This window comes from Polaribacter litorisediminis (assembly GCF_019968605.1).
Taxonomy (GTDB): Bacteria; Bacteroidota; Bacteroidia; order Flavobacteriales; family Flavobacteriaceae; genus Polaribacter; species Polaribacter litorisediminis.
The window spans coordinates 2,479,273-2,497,972 of sequence record NZ_CP082966.1 but is presented as its reverse complement, the minus strand read 5'-3'; the positions used below and the strand labels follow the sequence as shown (position 1 = coordinate 2,497,972).

Below are 18,700 nucleotides of genomic sequence, written 5' to 3'. Positions count from 1 at the left end.
GTACACTTTTAAACTTTTTATTCGTTATCATGTATCCAAAAAAAGAACTTGCACAAATTGTACTATCAGCATGTTGTCAATTTGATATTGCTACCGTTGTTATTTCACCAGGTTCTAGAAATGCACCGTTAACGATTGGGTTTTCTAATCACCCAGAAATAGAAACTTTAAGTGTGGTAGATGAGCGGTGTGCTGCTTTTTTTGCACTGGGTATTGCACAACAAACCAGAAAACCAGTGGCAGTTTTGTGCACATCGGGTTCTGCTTTGTTAAATTATTATCCGGCAATTGCAGAGGCCTTTTACAGTAATATTCCGTTAGTGGTTATTTCTGCGGACAGACCAAAACATTTAATAGATATCGGCGACGGACAAACAATTCGTCAAGAGAATATTTTTCAAAATCATATTTTGTTCTCTGCCAACTTAATAGAGAACGAGAAATATAAAACTCGCAATTCTCAGTTAATAGGAGAGGCGTTGCAAATTTCTGTTTCGCAACAAGGTCCTGTACACATTAATGTTCCGTTTGATGAACCGCTGTATGAAACGGTACCAAAATTAAACGAGTACAATTTTCCTCATATTTCATTAAATTCTTTGGATAACTCACATATTAATTATGAGAAATTAGGGGGTATTTGGAATGCAGCCAAAAAGAAAATTATTTTGGTGGGTGTAAGTTATCCAGATGACACATTGCACAAACTTATGGACTTATATGCCGAAGACGAGTCGGTGCTGTTATTAACCGAAACAACCTCTAACTTGCGCCATGATAAAGCGATAGATTCTATAGATCAATTAATTTTTTCTTTAAAAGATGAAGAATTTAAAGCGCTAAAGCCAGATATCTTAATTACGTTCGGAGGCATGATTGTTTCTAAAAGAATCAAGAAATTTTTAAGAGACTATCCGCCAAAGCATCATTGGGATATCGATGCAAGAAAAGCAACGAACACTTTTTTCTGTTTATCAGAATTTATACAAACGTCACCAATAGATTTTTTCTCGCATTTTAATCAATTTAGTACCCCTTTAAAAAGTAATTATCAACCAAAATGGATTGCTTTTAGAAACGAAAGAAGAAAAAAACACGCTGCTTATTTTAAGGATGTGGTTCATTCAGATTTTAAAGTTTTCGAGCAAGTTTTAGAACGTATTCCAAATCGTTGTCAATTGCAAATTAGTAACAGTTCTATTATTAGATATGCGCAATTATTTTCTATGAAAAATGCGGTTCATATTTTTTGTAACCGAGGCACGAGTGGTATTGACGGAAGTACAAGTACTGCGATCGGGGCGGCCTATGCTAGTAAAAAAAGAACTATTTTTATTACAGGAGATTTAAGCTTTTTTTATGACAGCAACGCACTGTGGAACTCCAATATTCCTGCGGATTTTAGAATTATTTTAATGAACAATTCGGGGGGAGGAATTTTTAAAATTATTCCAGGACCTGCAACTACAAACGCTTTAAAATATTTTGAAACGCCGCATTGTTTAACAGCAGAACATTTATGTAAAATGTATGCGTTTGAGTATCAGCAGGCATCCTCAACAGCAAGCGTTAAAAAAGAGTTAGAAACTTTTTACAAAGTGTCTGATAAACCAAAAATTTTAGAGATTTTTACACCAAGTTTAGAAAATGATACAATTTTAAAAGATTATTTTAAATATATACAATAATGGATTTACAAGACGATTTACAAGATGATTTGAAAGCAGGAGCAATGAATTTGAAAGAAGGAGATAAAGTGCATTTAGTCATTGAAACGGAAACAGGGTTGGGATACACTGTTTTAATTAATGAAGAATTTGATGGACTCCTTTTTAGAAGTGAAGTTTTTCAGCCATTAGAGGAAAATATGGAAGTAACGGGCTATATTAAAAATATTCGGGAAGATGGTAAAATAGATGTTTCGTTAAGACCTCAAGGTTTTAGAAATGTTATTGATGCCGATGTAGAGAAAGTTTTACATAAATTAAAAGAAAGTAGGGAAGGATTTTTATTATTAACCGATAAAAGCTCGCCAGATGCTATTCGTTTTCATATGAAAATGAGTAAGAAAGCTTTTAAAAAAGCCGTTGGTAATTTATACAAACAAAAGCTAATTACTATCGAAGAAGATAAAATAGTCTTGGTGCCCTAGTTTTGGTGCAAAGGTTTGCCTACTAAAATAGTTCCTTTTTACTGGCCACTAACGCGAATAATGTTTTCGTAATACGCATCAAAATTAGGGTCGGAAGGATCCATTTTTCCATACCCAATTTTGTAGTATTCTAGAGCTTTTTTATACATTTTTCCGGATTCGTAATACCTACCAATATAATATTCTCCTAAAGGAGATGATGGTAAAATATTTAAAATCATCTGACCAAAATCGCGTAGTTTGTCGCCATTCTCTTTCTCTATAATAATGTTTTCAATAGCAAAGATATCTGTTTGTCGCATCCCTAAATTACTTCCAAAGAGATATTGAATTTCTAAATATTTATTTTCTAAATAGTAAATGGCATCTTCCGGACTTAAATCTTTAATATTTTTATCATATTCTTCTTTAGAAATAGACGAATATATTTCAAATATCTTGGTTAAAGCTCTCGGAATTGCTTCGCTGACTGCAGATACAGGGCTCGGTGTGGTAATAACATCATTAATCACATTAAAGTTTTTAAGTTTAATGCCCGTTAAACCTTGTTGAATTTGATCAATTTTAAGTTGTCTTTCAGCAGAGAGTGCTGTAGAATTGTTAGAGTAAAAATAAAAGGTATTGTCTTCTTTACCATATTTAGGCATGTTATAGGATTGTAATTGTTGACCAAAAAAATCAGAAAAACTAGGATTAATACAAATAAAAGCATTAATAAATGGCTTTCTTTCTTGTAAAAAATGGGTAATAAAATTGGCAGAATAATTCTGACCCAATACACTAATAAAAGGAGAAGTTCTATAGGTACTTTCTATATATAATAAAACTTCATCTCTTAAAAATTGATAAAATCGAGAGGCTGTAGCGCTTAGTCTTCCGGAACGAATATCAAATGAAATGTCATTTCCTTTAGTTTCTTCCATAGAAATACCAACAACAATTTGCTGAGGTGCTTTGTCTCTTTTTGCAAATAAGACAGCATTGGCAACATAAAGATCAAACAAATAGGCTTCGTCTAAAACAAGGGTTAACGGATAGTTTTTATCCGGGCTTTCTTCATAGCCTTCGGGTAGGTAAATTTTTATATTCCGGTTGGTTTCTAAGATTGTGGATGCTATTTCGTGCGGTATGGTTTGTTGAGAAAAACTTACCAAAGAAAAAAGTAAGAATAATAATGTGTGTGTTGTTTTTTTCATAGGTCAGATTGTTTATTTTTGTATAAATACTGTTTTACCAAATATCTTTTAAAATTACTGTGATTTACTGTACCGTTTCCTTTCTATTTCAACTAAAAAAGAAACCGTAAACAAGGCAAGGCTTTATTTTTACTTTTATATATCTATAAAAATTAGCATAGCCTTTGATAGTAACGTTAAACCATAACTGGTAGTATGTGCTTAGTTTAGAGCTTACAAAATACAAAAATATGACAAAACCTGATTGGAAAATTGCGAAAGAATACGAAGATATTACTTACATGAAGTGCAATGGTGTTGCTCGAATAGCATTTAACAGACCAAATGTTCGGAATGCTTTTCGTCCTAAAACCACCAAAGAACTCTATGATGCTTTTTATGATGCTGGCGAAGATGTTACTATTGGGGTTGTGTTGCTATCTGCAGAAGGACCTAGTACCAAAGATGGCGTGTATTCTTTTTGTTCTGGCGGCGATCAAAAAGCACGCGGGCATCAAGGGTATGTAGGTGATGATGGTTACCACAGATTAAACATTTTAGAGGTACAACGTTTAATTCGTTTTATGCCAAAGGCAGTCATTGCAGTAGTTCCTGGTTGGGCAGTTGGCGGCGGTCATAGCTTACATGTGGTCTGCGATTTAACCTTGGCATCTAAAGAAAACGCTATTTTTAAACAAACAGATGCCGATGTAACTTCTTTTGATGGTGGCTATGGTTCTGCCTATTTGGCTAAAATGGTCGGACAAAAAAAGGCGAGAGAAATTTTCTTTTTAGGTAGAAATTATTCTGCGCAAGAAGCCTATGACATGGGGATGGTAAATGCTGTGATTCCGCATAAAGACCTAGAAAGTACTGCCTATCAATGGGCGCAAGAAATTCTAGAAAAAAGTCCGACATCTATTAAAATGCTAAAATTTGCCATGAACTTAACAGATGACGGTATGGTGGGTCAGCAAGTTTTTGCAGGAGAAGCAACACGTTTGGCGTATATGACAGACGAAGCGAAAGAAGGTAGAGACGCCTTTCTTGAAAAAAGAAAACCTAATTTTCCTAAAAAATGGATTCCATAATCCTTTTTTAATTTCCCCAAAGGGGAAAATACGCTTTAAAAAGTTAGATTTTTTAATATAGAATGCAAACAGAACCGTTTCTTCCTTCAGGAAAAAGTAAGATAAAAATGAAAGCACAAATTGTTACTTTTTTAATTCAATGTCCAGATCAAAAAGGATTGGTGGCAAAAATTACCAATTTCTTTTATAAAAAAGGATTCAATATTGTAAGTTGTCAGCAATATGTTAATGCTATTGAAGATACTTATTTTATGAGAATTCGTTTAAATGCGGCTGGAACTAATATTTCTAAACAGGAATTAGAAACTCATTTTTTAGAATTGGCAACACCGCTTCAGTTTAATTGGTCGGTTAATTATGGCGATAAAAAGCAGAACGTAGCGATTATGGTTTCTCATACAAGTCATAATTTATACGATTTGTTAGAGCGTTTTAAAGAAGGGCGTTTAGACGGTAATGTGAAAATGATTCTCAGTAATCATGATAAATTAAGGCCTATCGCAACCATGTTTGGGATTCCTTTTTATTATCTTCCCGTAACAAAAGAAACTAAGAAGCAACAAGAAGCTGAAGTGATCGAGTTGTTAAACGCTAATGCTATTGATTTAGTGGTCATGGCAAGGTATATGCAAATATTATCTTCCGAGTTTATTGGGCAGTTTCCTGAGCGTATTATTAATATTCATCACTCTTTTTTACCCGCTTTTCAAGGGGCAAATCCGTATAAGAAAGCCTACGAACGAGGTGTTAAATTAATTGGAGCTACAGCACATTATGCTACGGCAGATTTAGATGAAGGCCCTATTATTGTGCAAGATGTAAAGCCCGTAACGCATGAAAGTACACCAACAACGTTAAAAAGAATTGGTGCAGATATTGAGAAATTGGTTTTGGCAATGGCGGTAAAGTGCCATTTAAACAACCAAATTATTGTGGCTGGCAATAGAGCCATTGTGTTTCCAGAAGCAGGAGAATAACCAAATACTTTTTGTAACCACAAACTTAAAAAAATCATGGCTTACACTTTTTGAGCAGTTTTTGTTGTCAGCTCAAGCGCAGTCGAGAACTATTGTGATGCCATAAGTAGGTTTCATTTGCGGTCAACCGGACATTTGTTATACCTTTTTTGATTCATGCCGTGTTGCTGTCTATAGACCTCTCTAAAATGTATTTTTTAGATACTTTAAAATAGTTTATTTGGTAAGCATCTTGTTGTCAGTTAGAGACCCAAGAAAAAAAAATTTACAAGCGTAGAAGATGACGTAAATTGGTTTTAAATATACTGAATTGCAAAATAATCGTAAAAATACAAGTAACTTTAACCGACCTTTAAATCACTGAAAAAAAATTATTTAATAAAAACGTCAATGGTAGGTCGAAAGTTGGAGTTTAATTTTCTAATTTATTGAAGGGAAATACGGGTAGTAATTTCATATTCATCAAAAAGGTTCTTTAAATTGATTGCTCTGTTATACACTAAGACATAGCGTTCTTTTTTTATGTTTTTACTTTTTGCTTGACCAAAAAGTAACAAAAAGTGAAGACTTACTTTTATTTTACTTGAATTCTACAAGTGATTTCACTATCGTGTCCAGACTTATTATTGAGTTCCCCAATCAAGTTGATGACAAGCTTTGGACACTTAGCCGTTGCATCCCTTTTGAATTCCTACGAAAAATAAAATAGGTCGAGTTTAGATTCTGATTTTTAAAGTAAATCCAGGTGTCAGTTCGAGTGATTCCGATTTTTCATCGGAATTGTATCGAGAACTCATTGAAATTGTATCGAGAACTCATTGAAATTGTATCGAGAACCTATATACCAAAAAACAATCTTTTGATTTAGCATATCCAAAAAAGAGATTGCTTCGTTATTAGCAATGACGGTTTTAGGGGCAGCACGTCATTGCGAAAGAGGCACGATTGAAGCAATCTTTTAGTTTAAAAAACCCTAATAATGTTTTTACATAAACTAGTTAAAAGTATATTTTTCTTTTATTGTTCTTTTCTTTTCCATTGATGAATACTGAATCTAGTTCAGCACAGGCTTCACCAAAAATCTAGACTTACTTTTATTTTACTTGAATTCTACAAGTGATTTCACTATCGTGTCCAGACTTATTATTGAGTTCCCCAATCAAGTTGAGGACAAGCTTTGGACACTTAGCCGTTGCATCCCTTTTGAATTCCTACGAAAAATAAAATAGGTCGAGTTTAGATTTCGATTTTTAAAGTAAATCCAGGTGTCAGTTCGAGTGATTCCGATTTTTCATCGGAATTGTATCGAGAACTCATTGAAATTGTATCGAGAACATTTTAGAAGTAAAGAAGTAAATAGAAATTAAAAGCTTCTCGATACAAAATTTATATTCTCGATATAATTTATTCTTATTTTAATCGAATAAATCACTCGAATTGGAAGAAATTTCACTCGAAGTGACAATAGGTTTATTAAGAATGATTACACACCCTGTCAGTTCGAGTGATTCCGATTTTTCATCGGAATTGTATCGAGAACTCATTGAAATTGTATCGAGAACTCATTCAAATTGTATCGAGAACATTTTAGAAGTAAAGAAGTAAATAGAAATTAAACGCTTCTCGATACAAAATTTCTGAAAAAGAAATTTCACTCGAAGTGACAATAGGTTTATTAAGAATGATTACACACCCTGTCAGTTCGAGTGATTCCGATTTTTCATCGGAATTGTATCGAGAACTCATCGGAATTGTATCGAGAACTCATTCAAATTGTATCGAGAACATTTTAGAAGTAAAGAAGTAAATAGAAATTAAACGCTTCTCGATACAAAATTTATATTCTCGATATAATTTATTCTTATTTTAATCGAATAAATCACTCGAATTGGAAGAAATTTCACTCGAAGTGACAATAGGTTTATTAAGAATGATTACACACCCTGTCAGTTCGAGTGATTCCGATTTTTCATCGGAATTGTATCGAGAACTCATTGAAATTGTATCGAGAACATTTTAGAAGTAAAGAAATAAATAGAAATTAAACGCTTCTCGATACAAAATTTCTGAAAAAGAAATTTCACTCGAAGTGACAATAGGTTTATTAAGAATGATTACACACCCTGTCAGTTCGAGTGATTCCGATTTTTCATCGGAATTGTATCGAGAACTCATTCAAATTGTATCGAGAACATTTTAGAAGTAAAGAAGTAAATAGAAATTAAACGCTTCTCGATACAAAATTTATATTCTCGATATAATTTATTCTTATTTTAATCGAATAAATCACTCGAATTGGAAGAAATTTCACTCGAAGTGACAATCGGTTTATTAAGACTGATTACACACCCTGTCAGTTCTAGACCCAAGAAAAAAATTTTTACAAGCGTAGAAGATGACGTAAATTGGTTTTAAATATACTGAATTGCAAAATAATTGTAAAAATACAAGTAAATTTAACCGTCCTTTAAATCATTGAAAAACAATTATTTAATAAAAACGTCAATGGTAGCGGAGTCGAGAACTATTGAGAAAGCATAAGTTGGTTTCTATGGGGAGCAAAAAGACATTCCTTACATGGTTATGTTAAGTGCTGATTCATTAGGCACGAATCTTCTTAAACTAAATATAAGTAGTATCAGGTTCATGTTTTATTTCTTTTATAGAAAGTAAACCTAAAAGGAAACTATAAAGAAAATAGTGGGTAATGGGCGTAAAATGAAATAGAACACGAAGTAGGGAATAGATATGATTTTATGACGAAGGCAAACATACAGTACTATGTTGATATAGGTTTGTACAAGAAAAAAGTAGAGCAGGCGGTTATTTTCTTAAAAGGTTTGGGTGTTGGTTATTTTCAGAAGAATTGAGATTGGTTGTGTATCCTTGTGTAAAGTTTTAAGCAAAAAAAAGACCGTCTTTTTAGACAGTCTTTTCTAAACTTTTTTATAAAATAAACTATAGCTTATTTTATAATTTGAAACCTATTCTAAGTAATGGTTGTACAAAAGAAGAGATAGAAGTATTACTTACTTTTCTTGAGAATAAACCAGGAGCCGGGTATCTAGTATTGTTAATATACATAAAAGATACAGGCTTAATGCTTAAACCAAAGTAAATATTTTCTGTTAAAAAGTAATCGATACCAGCTACAGCTTGTAAACCAACACCTGAAACTTCTACAGTTGCTGCTCCTAAACTAAGTTCACCATTCGCTCCAACTGATGGATCGAAAGTAGATCTATTAGAATGATTCACAGGAACTAAGAAACCTAAATAAGGCATTAATCTGTTGTTCTTTTTATAATCAAAGAAATAAAGAGCACCTACAGAGTAACTAACGTCAAATCTGATATCTTCTACAACGGCATCATAAGCTGGAAAACTACCAACTGCTGGGATGTTTATGCTAGCAGGTGTGTTGCTAAAAGCAAGTCCTCCAGAAAAGCTAAGTGCCCATTTTGTAGATAAAAAATATCTAACTTCTGCACCTATCATATTCAAAGCATCGTTACCATTTAAGTTAACAGCATTGTAGGTAGGTTGTCCTGAAACACTAGCACCGTCCATTACTGAACCACTCGATAAAAATGTTCCTCTTCCTAAGTTAATACCAACCGTAAATTCCTTTTTGGTTGGCTTGTAAGATTTCTCTTTAATAACGGCCATCTCAATTGTATCTTGAGCGTTTAAGCTCATAGAGGCAATTACTAAGAGTGTTAAAAATATATATTTTTTCATTTTTTTTTCTTTAAAGAGTTATAATTTATTTTAATAGGGGCTAAATAAATAGCCCCTTTTATCCTTAAAGAGAATTATAGTAAACTATCTAAGATAGCTTTCATTTGATCTACAACTAATTGTTGAGTTTCAATTCGTAATTGAGTGTTTGCTAAATTAGCTTCTAAAAACTCAAGAGTCCTTAAGTTGTTCTCTGCAGTATTACTACTAAAGTTATCTACCAATGCTTGTGCATTTACAATACTAGCTTCTTTACTTGATATTGACAATTCTAAATTAGAAATCATAGCTTCAATATTAAAGCTTTCAGTAATATCAATTAAATTAATATATGTTTGTAATGAATTGTTTTCATTGATTAACATAACTCTTTCTGAAATCTTTTCACTAAGTGCAGCACTAGCAGCATCGTATGCATCTTTAGCAGCCATTTGTTCTGCAGTATAATCAGGACCAGCATCTATTGTTGCAGCAAGTTCTTTTGCTAGAGCATCAAGTTCTATAAAAAGTGCATCTTGTGTTGCAATTTCAGCTGCATTTACATCTTGTTCTACTAACGCAGCTTCTAATTCATTTTGATATTCAATTTCAGTAGAGTTTTCGAATGCAGTTAAAGCAGCATTAGCGGCAGCAGTATCTGCAACGGCATCAGCTAAAGCGGCAATAGCAGCATCATGAGCAGCTGCAGCAGTAACTTCAGCAGCAACAGCAGCAGTAATAGCAGCTTCAGCAGTAGCTACAACACCTTCAGCAGTAGTAACTTGTGCTTGTGCAGTTTCATAGAATGCAGTTGCTGCATTATACGTTTCTAATGCACCAGGAACATCAAGAGCAGCATTAAAATCTACAATAACCTTTAAAGCGGCTTGTGCACTAACAACTGCTAATCTAGCAGCATCTAAAGCCGTAGCAGCGTCTTGTAATCTTTCAGCTTTAGTTTCAGTACTTGAAGCCGTATCATCAGCTTCAACATCATAGAATTTCCCTATATCTGTTATTATGAAATTATCCCAAGTGCTAGTAGTAGCTGCCTCACCGGTAGGTAGAGCGTCAAATTCAGCTGTAGCTAGAGTAGCTTCTCCAGAAATATTAATATCTGTAATTTCTCTAAAAGTAATAGCGCTTGTGTCAGTAAAGTCTCCAAGAATGCCATCAGGACCAGGCTCTCCAGGTGTAATAATAGAACCTGTAGGATCTGCATCAAATGCAGTTTTAGCAGCATTATAAGTAGCCTGAGCAGCAGTAAGAGCAGTTTCTGCAGCAGTTACGACAGCTTCAGCACCAGTAGTGTCTTGTTCACCTTGTAAGGCGGTAACGTAAGCATCTACAGCATCATTTAAAGTAGTTAATGCAGCAGCTTCAGCAGCTTGTACAGTAACTAATGCAGCCTGTGCATCAGCTAAATCAGCGTTAGCAGCAACAATTGCTTCTTCAGCAGCAGTTTGAGCAGCAGCAGCAGCAGCTTCAGCAGCAGTGGCAGTAGCTGTAACACCTTCAGCGCTAGCAACAGCAGCTTCAAAGTCTGCTAATTTGGTGTCATAATTATCTACGATGTCTTGTAATCTTGCAATATTTTCTGCGATTACTTCAGATTGAGCAGTTGCTGTAGCGCTATTGTTTCTTGCATTTTCAGCATCAACTCTAGCAGTTTGATATTGATTTCTTAAGACATTTAAATCAAGTTCAACTTGGTTGTATCCACTAGCATCTAAAACATCCCAAGCAGCAGCATCAGCTTCGGTTAACATTGCAACTTCTGTATTCAAATCATGAATAAGATTAAGGTTAGCGTCTATTGTAGCTTGGTAAGTATTTCTTAAAGCAATTCTATCTCCAAGAGTTGTTCCAGGCGCTAATAACGCTTGGTAATCAGCTAACATACCTTGTAATACAACTAAGTCTGCCTCTTCAATAGATACATTTGCAACTAATTGATTAAATGTAGCTTCGTCAGTTAATACGTCTTCAGCCATCGTTCGCATGTGTTGTAAAATGGCTAATTGATTAGCAGCTTCTGTAGATGTTAAACCATCTAATTGCGATTTTTCAGTTATATAATTGCTAAATGCAGCTTGTATTGCAGCAGCAGTAGCAGCTTCAGCAGCAGTAGTAGCAGCAAGTTCAGCAGCAGCTATTTCACGTGCCATTGCAGCCATTTCAGCAGCAAATAATTCTTGTGCTTGTTGTAAGGCAAAAGCAGCTTGTTGTTGTGCAATTTCTGCCAATGCTAAATCTGCAGCAGCCTGAGCATTCGCATTTTCCATTGCAGCAATCATTGCAGCAATTCTAGCATCACTTTCCGCAGCTTGTTGTGCAGCAGCAGCTTCAGCAGCAGCAATTGCAGCAGCAGATTCTGCTTGATCAATAGCAGTTTGTGCAGCCATAGCAGCAATTTGTGCTTCTGCCATAGCTTGATCTATTGCAGCTTGTGCAGTTAATGCAGCAGATCTAGCATCTTCAGCTCTTGCTTGAGCCTCTAAAAAAGCAGCTTCTGCCGCAGCTCTAGCAGTTTCTGAAGCCGCAAGATTTGCTTGTGCATTTAACAAAGCAGCTTCTGCTGCTAATACGTTTGCTTGACCAGCATAGATAGCGGTAACTTCATCCGGTACGGTATTCTCAATACAAGAAGTAAAAGAACTTCCGATAAGAATGGCAGTTAGTAAGGTTAGTAATGATTTTTTCATTTTTTTCATTTTTATTGTATTTAACGATTTAATTGAACTCTGGTTTAATAATTTATTGTTATTGTTTTCTGTTTTTCGCATAATTTTTTTTAAATAATTATCTATTAAACTTAAAATTGAAACACATACTTCTTTATGAGCCGTATTTGTTTGGTATATAACTTTACATTTGGTACAATAGCTTAAATGTTGCGTTTATCTTATAGCGTGTCATCAACCATGTGGTGCTGTCTGCTTTTGGCGCTTTCATCTAATGTATTGTTTTATCTTAACATAGCTTTATCGGTTTTAAGTTTAACACTCTATTTTTACTCTACTGCATTCTTATTATTTTGCAAATATACATTAATTTGTTTTCAAAACATAATTATATCTTGAAGCTAAATCAATTACAAATTAACTTACTATTTTCTTTTTCTACAAATTTTTAAGTTACTTTTTTATTTTTTTCATCATTATTTTTTGTTTAATCTTGATAGTAAGAGTGTTAGTGGTGGTTTTTGTCCTGGTATTATGCCTTTTTTTGGGGTTTTTTATAATTTATAAAGTGATTAACTTCTTTTTTATGCAACCGCATCTCCTTTTCTTACCGTAATGGTGTGCTTTTTTAGTGTCTTTTTAATTGTTTAAATAATCTTTAAGATAAAATTTGCAATATTTTTTTTTCATTTATATGTGTATAACGTTCTTTTATAGGGTCATTTTAATGGCTGTCATTGGGTATCGATATCATAGGGTTATGGTTCTTCTTACCAGAAGTGCTCTTATTTTAATTCTGCTATTTTTAGTTTCTCCTTGTTGTTGTCTTCTTCTTTATAAATTTTTAGTCTATGAATGTATTCAACGCGAAATTATCTTTATTTATTGTGTTTTCAAAACTAGATTTTATCAAATTATATGTTTTTTAAAAAGTATTGTTGCCATGGCTGCCATTTGATGTTGTATGCGTTTTGACGCTATTTTCTATTAGAGAAATTGTAGGGTTGTTTTTTCTGTTAAAATCGGATTGTTATATATACGTAGTTTTTTGCTACCGTTGTTAAGGGTATTTGTGTAGTAACTTTTATTTTGATGTAATTACCAATCTTTCATAACAGGGTTATTTGTTTGAAACCATTTATAATTGGAATTTACCTTTCAATAAAAAGATGTTTTTTTCTTTATTCAAATCTAAAATATCTAGCCGTACCTATGGTTTATTTTTAAATGATGAAGAACGGAATAAAGATTATTTATTAAGGTAAATTCAGGTTGTAGGTATTATTAGTAGTGTGTTAAAAAGATTAGAGTCTTTTTTTATCTTATTTTTGTAGCTATGTTCGCTGTAACGTGATTTATGGCTTCTAAATTGATTCGTTCTCTTCTTGTTCAAAAGTATAAACTCCATAGTTTGGTGTACGGAGCTTGTGTTAAGGAATGACAAACGGAAAAACCTTTGCAGTTGCAGGAAAGTAGATCATGAAATGGGTGTTGTTGGTAGTCATTAATATATAATGTTATCTTTTGTATCCTATTTATAACCATAGAAACACGTTACGGTTGTATAGAAAAATAATAATTTTTGAATGAAAATAATCTGTATTGGGCGCAATTACGCAAAGCATATCGAGGAACTTGCCAATGAAAGACCTGTAAGTCCGGTGGTGTTTTTAAAACCGGACTCTGCCATACTGCCAAGAAAAAATCCGTTTTTTATACCAGCCTTTTCTAAGGATGTGCATTATGAAGTAGAAGTTTTGGTGAAAATTAACAAAGTAGGCAAACATATTGATGCCAAGTTTGGACACAAATATTATGACGAAATCGGCTTAGGTATCGATTTTACAGCGAGAGATGTGCAAGCAGTGTGCAAAGAAAAAGGGTTGCCTTGGGAAAAAGCCAAAGCGTTTGACGGCAGTGCTGTTATTGGTTCGTTTTATCCGAAGAAAGAGTTTGATTTAGAAAATCTAAATTTTCAGCTCTATAAAAATGATGCTCTGGTACAAGACGGCAATACCAGCGCTATGTTATGGAAGATTGATGAATTGATTGCGTATGTTTCTCAGTATTTTACCCTAAAAAAAGGCGATGTTATTTTTACAGGAACTCCGGCAGGCGTCGGTAGCGTGCAAGAAAATGATGTTTTAAAAGGAGTTATTGAGGGCAGAGAAGCTTTTAGTATTCGGGTGAAGTAGGAACGTGGTTTTTGGTTGATGGTTTTTGGTTGATGGGGTGTTGAGGAGTTGTAAAGTTATAAATGCATGTAGTTATAGAGGGGCAAAGTTTGTTTGTGTCGCTGTAACGCTGCCTTAATCTAATAAAATAAATGAAAGCAGAAATTATTACCATTGGCGATGAGATTTTAATTGGTCAAATCGTAGATACCAATTCGCAATGGATTGGAAAGGAATTGAATAAGATTGGTGTTTCTGTGTATCAGATTTCTTCCATTCAAGATGATAAAGAACATATATTAAATGCGTTACAAGAAGCACAAGAAAGGGTTGATATTGTTCTGATTACTGGTGGTCTTGGTCCTACCAAAGACGATATAACAAAGCACACCATTGCAGCATATTTTAAGGACACCTTAGTGTTAAATACAAGTGTTGTGCAGCATATAAAAACATTGTTTGCAAAGTATAATATCCCTTTTGGCGAGTCGAATCGTTTACAAGGGATGCTACCTACCAAGGCAACTTATTTAAAAAACGAATACGGTACGGCACCAGGTATGTGGTTTTATGAAAACAAAACAGTATTTGTATCCCTACCAGGCGTGCCGAATGAAATGAAAGGTTTAATGACTGATAAGGTGTTGCCAAAAATTCAACAACAATTTAAGTTGCCCAGTATTGTCCATAAAACAATTATGACCTATGGGCAAGGAGAAAGTTTAATAGCCGAAAGAATTGAAGATTTCGAAAACAATTTACCCTCCTTTATAAAATTGGCTTATTTGCCAAATTATGGTAAAGTTCGTTTGCGTCTATCCGCCAAGGGCGATGCCAAAAAAATATTAGAAGAGGCGCTTCAAGAAAAAATAGCAGAATTATTTCAGATCATACCCGATATCATTACAGGTTTTGATGATGGTGGTTCGATAGAAGATAAAATAGGTGCGCTTTTAACCTTAAAAGGAAAAACACTAGGCACAGCAGAAAGTTTAACAGGCGGAAAAATAGCATCGTTATTGGTTTCCGTTCCGGGTGCATCCGCATATTATAAAGGCAGCTTTGTTACCTATACTGCCGCAACAAAAGTAAATTTATTAGGAGTTCCTTTACAAACCATTGAAACCTATACGGTGGTTAGCAAAGAGGTTGCCATAGCCATGGCACAAGCAGCGAAAGAAAAATTACAAACTAATTATGCGCTTGGGGTAACAGGCAATGCTGGCCCCACAACAGATCATAACGATAAAAGTGTAGGAGTTGTGTTTATTGCTTTGGCAACCGATACCGAAACTTTTGTAGAAGAATTTAATTTTGGAAAACCAAGAGGACGGGTTATTGATAAAACGGTACATAAAGCATTAGAAATGTTGCAAAAAGAAATATTAAAAAATTAATAAAATTGTTTTGTTCACAATTAGAATTAATTGTAGATTTGCACCTCGTTTAGAGATAATACTATAAAACTGTACAGAAGATGTCTAGAGTTTGTGAATTAACAGGTAAAAAAGCAATGGTTGGAAACAATGTTTCTAAAGCATTAAATAGAACAAAGAGAAAATTTGACGCTAATTTAATGACCAAGCGCTTTTACATTCCAGAAGAAGATAAATGGATTACTTTAAAAGTATCTGCGTCTGCTTTGAAAAATATAAATAAAAAAGGAGTTTCTGAAGTTATAAAAGAAGCTAGAGCTAACGGTTTTTTAACGAAATAAGTTTAAGCTCATAAAATTATACAGAGATGGCAAAAAAAGGAAACAGAGTTCAGGTAATTTTAGAATGTACAGAGCATAAAGCTTCAGGAGAAAGAGGTACTTCTAGATATATTACAACAAAGAACAAGAAAAATAGTCCTGATAGAATGGAAATTAAAAAATTCAATCCTATCTTAAAGAAAATGACTGTTCACAAAGAAATTAAATAATTAATTGATCTAGAACTCCGTACAGAGCACATAGATTTAAAACATTTACACAATGGCAAAGAAAACCGTAGCATCATTGCAAACATCTTCTAAAAGATTAAGTAAAGCTATTAAAATGATAAAATCTCCAAAAACAGGAGCCTATACATTTGTAGAATCTATTATGGATCCTGCAGCAGTAGATGCCTTTTTAGCAAAAAAATAAGCACTTACTTACAAAATATATGAAAGCTACTCTCTAATTTAGAAAGTAGCTTTTTTTTATACCTTTTAATTACGTATTTTTGGGCGTTACTTTTCTTGAAAGCATTCAAGATAAAGTCGCGCTTTCGGCAGTCGCTCTTTACAAGGAGCTTCAACAAAGCCTCAATCGCTAACGCATTTGGTTAGGTGGTAACAAATTTAGGAACAATGCAACCTACCTCGACCCAATGGCATGATTTTTAGAGGATTGCATTTAGATTAAAAAACAAGATATGAGTTTTTTTAAAAAAATATTTTCAAAAGAAAAAAAGGAAACCCTAGACAAGGGTTTAGAAAAATCTAAACAGAGTTTCTTCGGGAAGCTTTCTAAAGCAGTTGCAGGAAAAGCGAAAGTAGATGATACTGTTTTAGATAATCTGGAAGAAGTTTTAGTGGCATCTGATGTTGGCGTAAATACCACACTTAAAATTATTACGCGTATAGAGACGCGTGTTGCTAGAGATAAATATGTAGGTACAGACGAGCTCAATTTAATTCTTCGCGAAGAAATTGCAGGCTTGTTGTCAGAAACGAATAAGGGCAACGAAACTGAATTTACAATTCCTGAGATTCCTAAAACCAAAGAAGGAAACAAAACACCTTATGTTTTAATGGTTGTGGGGGTAAATGGTGTAGGGAAAACCACCACCATTGGTAAGTTGGCAAGTCAGTTTAAAAAACAAGGATTAAAAGTAGTTTTAGGTGCGGCAGATACTTTTAGAGCCGCAGCCATTGATCAATTACAAGTTTGGGCACAAAGAACAGGCGTGCCTGTTGTAAGTCAAGAAATGGGTTCTGACCCAGCATCTGTAGCTTTTGACACTTTAAAATCTGCTGTAAATCAAGAGGCAGATGTGGTGATTATAGATACCGCTGGCCGTTTGCATAACAAAGTGAATTTAATGAACGAATTGACTAAAATTAAACGTGTAATGCAAAAAGTGGTGGTGAATGCTCCGCATGATGTGTTGTTAGTTTTAGACGGTTCTACGGGTCAAAATGCATTTGAACAAGCAAAACAATTTACCAAAGCCACAGAAGTTACTGCTTTAGCGGTTACCAAATTAGACGGCACAGCCAAAGGTGGTGTGGTGATTGGTATTTCAGATCAATTTAAAATTCCAGTAAAATATATTGGAGTAGGAGAAGGTATTGACGATTTACAGGTTTTTAATAAAGTAGAATTTGTAGATTCTTTTTTTAAGTAAAACTACCTTCGTTCGTTTTTATGCTTCTGCATCTAAAAGCGCTACGATATCTTTTGTATTATAATTTTGTACATGAAATGTGTGTATGCCCGATTTTTGTGCACCTTCTAGGTTGCTGAAAGAATCATCTATAAACAGCGTCTCTTCCGCCTTTAAATTGCTGTCTTTTAAAATATAATGAAAAATTGCTTCATCGGGTTTTCGAATACCGATTTCATGCGAATAATATGCTTTTTTAAATAGTTGGTTAAAAGAGGTTTGATGCTCTTTTTTAAAAGCATCTAAATATTTCTTTTGATGAATGCTATTGGTGTTGCTTAAAAGAAAAAGATTGTAGTTTGGGTGTAAACTTTGTAAAAAAGCAATACGATCTTGAGGCATTTCTAAGATCATTTTATTCCAAGCGTGTATAATTTGTTCATCATGAAGAGATTGATTTGATAAATGTTTTAAAGCTTTTAAAAACTGTGCTTCTGAAATTTCACCAATTTCAAAATTATAGAAAAAAGAATGTTGATACTGATGCCCCGTATCGTTTACAATATTGTCTATTCCTAATTCTTTAAAAGCAAGAATGGTTTTAGGAACATCTAAATTCATAATAACGCCTCCTAAATCAAAAACTAAATTTTTAATATGCTTCATCTTACAGGTTGTATTTTTGTTACTGCTAGCTTGTACAGATTTTAAATACATTGAATCCTATACTACTGCAATAAATTGTTACTTTTTTTTGTCCTTTTTAGTGTGTAAAACAACGTAACAAAGGAACTATTGCCAATTGATTACACGATAATTCCATGCTTGCAAACAACATTCTAAAATTAAATGGGTATTCCCTTAAAATTACTCAAAAATTTTGAATTAACTGATTTTTTTGAAAAATATAATCTGTTTTCAGGATTTTTGTTCACGATTCTTTTATAACGATTTGTAGTTAGTTACTTAGTGTACCTTAAACATATTTAACGAAGGTCAGGCTGAGCGCAGTCGAAACCTATTGAAAGCATTCTAATAGTTTTTGGAGATGCTTTTACGGATCACTAATAGCTCATAAAAAAACTCACTAATTATACATATTTAACGAAGGTCAGGTTGAGCGCAGTCGAAACCTATTGAAAGCATTCGAATGGTTCTCAGCGATGCTTTTATGGATCACTAATAGCTGATGAAAGAACGGTCTTTAAATTGTCTAAAGATTAAAATTTATAGGTATGTATTTACGATCCTCTATCCTTTTAAATACTTTAGGGTGTCTTCCAAGTAGCACTATGTAGCCTATGAATTGCAGGAAACAAAAATCCTCGAGGATGCTTGCTTTTTACAGCTGCCTCGAGGATTTTTTTAATT

General features: G+C 33.7%; 14 protein-coding genes. 10 read left to right on the top strand and 4 right to left on the bottom strand.

All coding sequences use genetic code 11. The annotated features are described in order from the left end of the window. Positions 1–29: 29 nt before the first annotated feature. Positions 30–1,688 carry a 2-succinyl-5-enolpyruvyl-6-hydroxy-3-cyclohexene-1-carboxylic-acid synthase gene (gene menD / locus K8354_RS10680; protein WP_223439480.1) on the top strand — a complete coding sequence of 553 codons (1,659 nt, stop codon included), beginning with the start codon at positions 30–32 and terminating at the stop codon, positions 1,686–1,688. Further along, on the top strand, positions 1,688–2,152 hold the full coding sequence (locus tag K8354_RS18700; protein WP_302850508.1) for a S1 RNA-binding domain-containing protein: 465 nt from the start codon (positions 1,688–1,690) through the stop codon (positions 2,150–2,152). Before menD ends, K8354_RS18700 begins: the two co-directional genes overlap by 1 nt. Before the next feature lie 38 nt (positions 2,153–2,190). On the opposite strand, the gene K8354_RS10670 is transcribed toward K8354_RS18700, so the two are convergent. Then, positions 2,191–3,348, bottom strand: a complete 1,158-nt coding sequence (locus tag K8354_RS10670) for an alpha/beta hydrolase-fold protein (protein ID WP_223439478.1) — start codon at positions 3,346–3,348, stop codon at positions 2,191–2,193. 230 nt (positions 3,349–3,578) lie between these two features. On the opposite strand from K8354_RS10670, the gene K8354_RS10665 reads away from it, so the two are divergent. Together K8354_RS10665 and purU are read left to right on the top strand one after the other, a co-directional pair. Next, complete coding sequence (locus K8354_RS10665) at positions 3,579–4,418, top strand: 1,4-dihydroxy-2-naphthoyl-CoA synthase (RefSeq protein ID WP_223439476.1); 840 nt, start codon at positions 3,579–3,581, stop codon at positions 4,416–4,418. A gap of 107 nt (positions 4,419–4,525) precedes the next feature. Beyond that, positions 4,526–5,395, top strand: coding sequence for a formyltetrahydrofolate deformylase (gene purU / locus K8354_RS10660; RefSeq protein WP_223439474.1), 870 nt, complete (start codon positions 4,526–4,528; stop codon positions 5,393–5,395). Between the two features lie 2,970 nt (positions 5,396–8,365). Here purU and K8354_RS10655 read toward each other — a convergent pair. After that, positions 8,366–9,136 (bottom strand): BT1926 family outer membrane beta-barrel protein, encoded by a 771-nt coding sequence (locus tag K8354_RS10655; RefSeq protein ID WP_223439473.1) that lies wholly within the window; start codon positions 9,134–9,136, stop codon positions 8,366–8,368. A gap of 74 nt (positions 9,137–9,210) precedes the next feature. Continuing rightward, on the bottom strand, positions 9,211–11,820 hold the full coding sequence (locus K8354_RS10650; RefSeq protein ID WP_223439471.1) for a hypothetical protein: 2,610 nt from the start codon (positions 11,818–11,820) through the stop codon (positions 9,211–9,213). A gap of 1,565 nt (positions 11,821–13,385) precedes the next feature. Here K8354_RS10650 and K8354_RS10645 point away from each other — a divergent pair. The 6 genes from K8354_RS10645 (at position 13,386) to ftsY (ending at position 17,350) form a co-directional block, all read left to right on the top strand. After that, positions 13,386–13,994 (top strand): fumarylacetoacetate hydrolase family protein, encoded by a 609-nt coding sequence (locus tag K8354_RS10645; RefSeq protein WP_223439469.1) that lies wholly within the window; start codon positions 13,386–13,388, stop codon positions 13,992–13,994. Positions 13,995–14,125: 131 nt separating this feature from the next. After that, complete coding sequence (locus tag K8354_RS10640; protein WP_223439467.1) at positions 14,126–15,370, top strand: competence/damage-inducible protein A; 1,245 nt, start codon at positions 14,126–14,128, stop codon at positions 15,368–15,370. Between the two features lie 80 nt (positions 15,371–15,450). Then, the gene (gene rpmB, locus K8354_RS10635) at positions 15,451–15,690 is read left to right on the top strand and encodes a 50S ribosomal protein L28 (RefSeq protein WP_223439465.1); all 240 of its coding nucleotides are present in this window, start codon (positions 15,451–15,453) and stop codon (positions 15,688–15,690) included. 26 nt (positions 15,691–15,716) lie between these two features. Further along, positions 15,717–15,899, top strand: coding sequence for a 50S ribosomal protein L33 (rpmG, locus tag K8354_RS10630; RefSeq protein WP_223439464.1), 183 nt, complete (start codon positions 15,717–15,719; stop codon positions 15,897–15,899). A gap of 52 nt (positions 15,900–15,951) precedes the next feature. After that, a complete protein-coding gene (locus K8354_RS10625) occupies positions 15,952–16,104 on the top strand; it encodes a DUF4295 domain-containing protein (protein WP_223439462.1) in 153 nt (50 codons plus the stop codon). Positions 16,105–16,375: 271 nt separating this feature from the next. Then, positions 16,376–17,350, top strand: a complete 975-nt coding sequence (gene ftsY / locus K8354_RS10620; RefSeq protein ID WP_223439460.1) for a signal recognition particle-docking protein FtsY — start codon at positions 16,376–16,378, stop codon at positions 17,348–17,350. An 18-nt stretch (positions 17,351–17,368) separates the two neighbouring features. Here the strand turns inward: ftsY and K8354_RS10615 are convergent, their stop codons facing one another. Next, positions 17,369–17,995 carry an HAD family hydrolase gene (locus tag K8354_RS10615; RefSeq protein ID WP_223439458.1) on the bottom strand — a complete coding sequence of 209 codons (627 nt, stop codon included), beginning with the start codon at positions 17,993–17,995 and terminating at the stop codon, positions 17,369–17,371. Between the last annotated feature and the right edge of the window lie 705 nt (positions 17,996–18,700).

Excerpts from the sequence above, each read along its gene's own strand:
- K8354_RS10665 (WP_223439476.1), top strand. The coding sequence starts at position 3,579 with ATGACAAAACCTGATTGGAAAATTGCGAAAGAATACGAAGATATTACT.
- K8354_RS10640 (WP_223439467.1), top strand. The coding sequence starts at position 14,126 with ATGAAAGCAGAAATTATTACCATTGGCGATGAGATTTTAATTGGTCAA.
- K8354_RS18700 (WP_302850508.1), top strand. The coding sequence starts at position 1,688 with ATGGATTTACAAGACGATTTACAAGATGATTTGAAAGCAGGAGCAATG.
- ftsY (WP_223439460.1), top strand. The coding sequence starts at position 16,376 with ATGAGTTTTTTTAAAAAAATATTTTCAAAAGAAAAAAAGGAAACCCTA.
- K8354_RS10650 (WP_223439471.1), bottom strand. The coding sequence starts at position 11,820 with ATGAAAAAATCATTACTAACCTTACTAACTGCCATTCTTATCGGAAGT.
- rpmG (WP_223439464.1), top strand. The coding sequence starts at position 15,717 with ATGGCAAAAAAAGGAAACAGAGTTCAGGTAATTTTAGAATGTACAGAG.
- K8354_RS10670 (WP_223439478.1), bottom strand. The coding sequence starts at position 3,348 with ATGAAAAAAACAACACACACATTATTATTCTTACTTTTTTCTTTGGTA.
- purU (WP_223439474.1), top strand. The coding sequence starts at position 4,526 with ATGAAAGCACAAATTGTTACTTTTTTAATTCAATGTCCAGATCAAAAA.
- rpmB (WP_223439465.1), top strand. The coding sequence starts at position 15,451 with ATGTCTAGAGTTTGTGAATTAACAGGTAAAAAAGCAATGGTTGGAAAC.
- menD (WP_223439480.1), top strand. The coding sequence starts at position 30 with ATGTATCCAAAAAAAGAACTTGCACAAATTGTACTATCAGCATGTTGT.
- K8354_RS10615 (WP_223439458.1), bottom strand. The coding sequence starts at position 17,995 with ATGAAGCATATTAAAAATTTAGTTTTTGATTTAGGAGGCGTTATTATG.
- K8354_RS10655 (WP_223439473.1), bottom strand. The coding sequence starts at position 9,136 with ATGAAAAAATATATATTTTTAACACTCTTAGTAATTGCCTCTATGAGC.
- K8354_RS10645 (WP_223439469.1), top strand. The coding sequence starts at position 13,386 with ATGAAAATAATCTGTATTGGGCGCAATTACGCAAAGCATATCGAGGAA.
- K8354_RS10625 (WP_223439462.1), top strand. The coding sequence starts at position 15,952 with ATGGCAAAGAAAACCGTAGCATCATTGCAAACATCTTCTAAAAGATTA.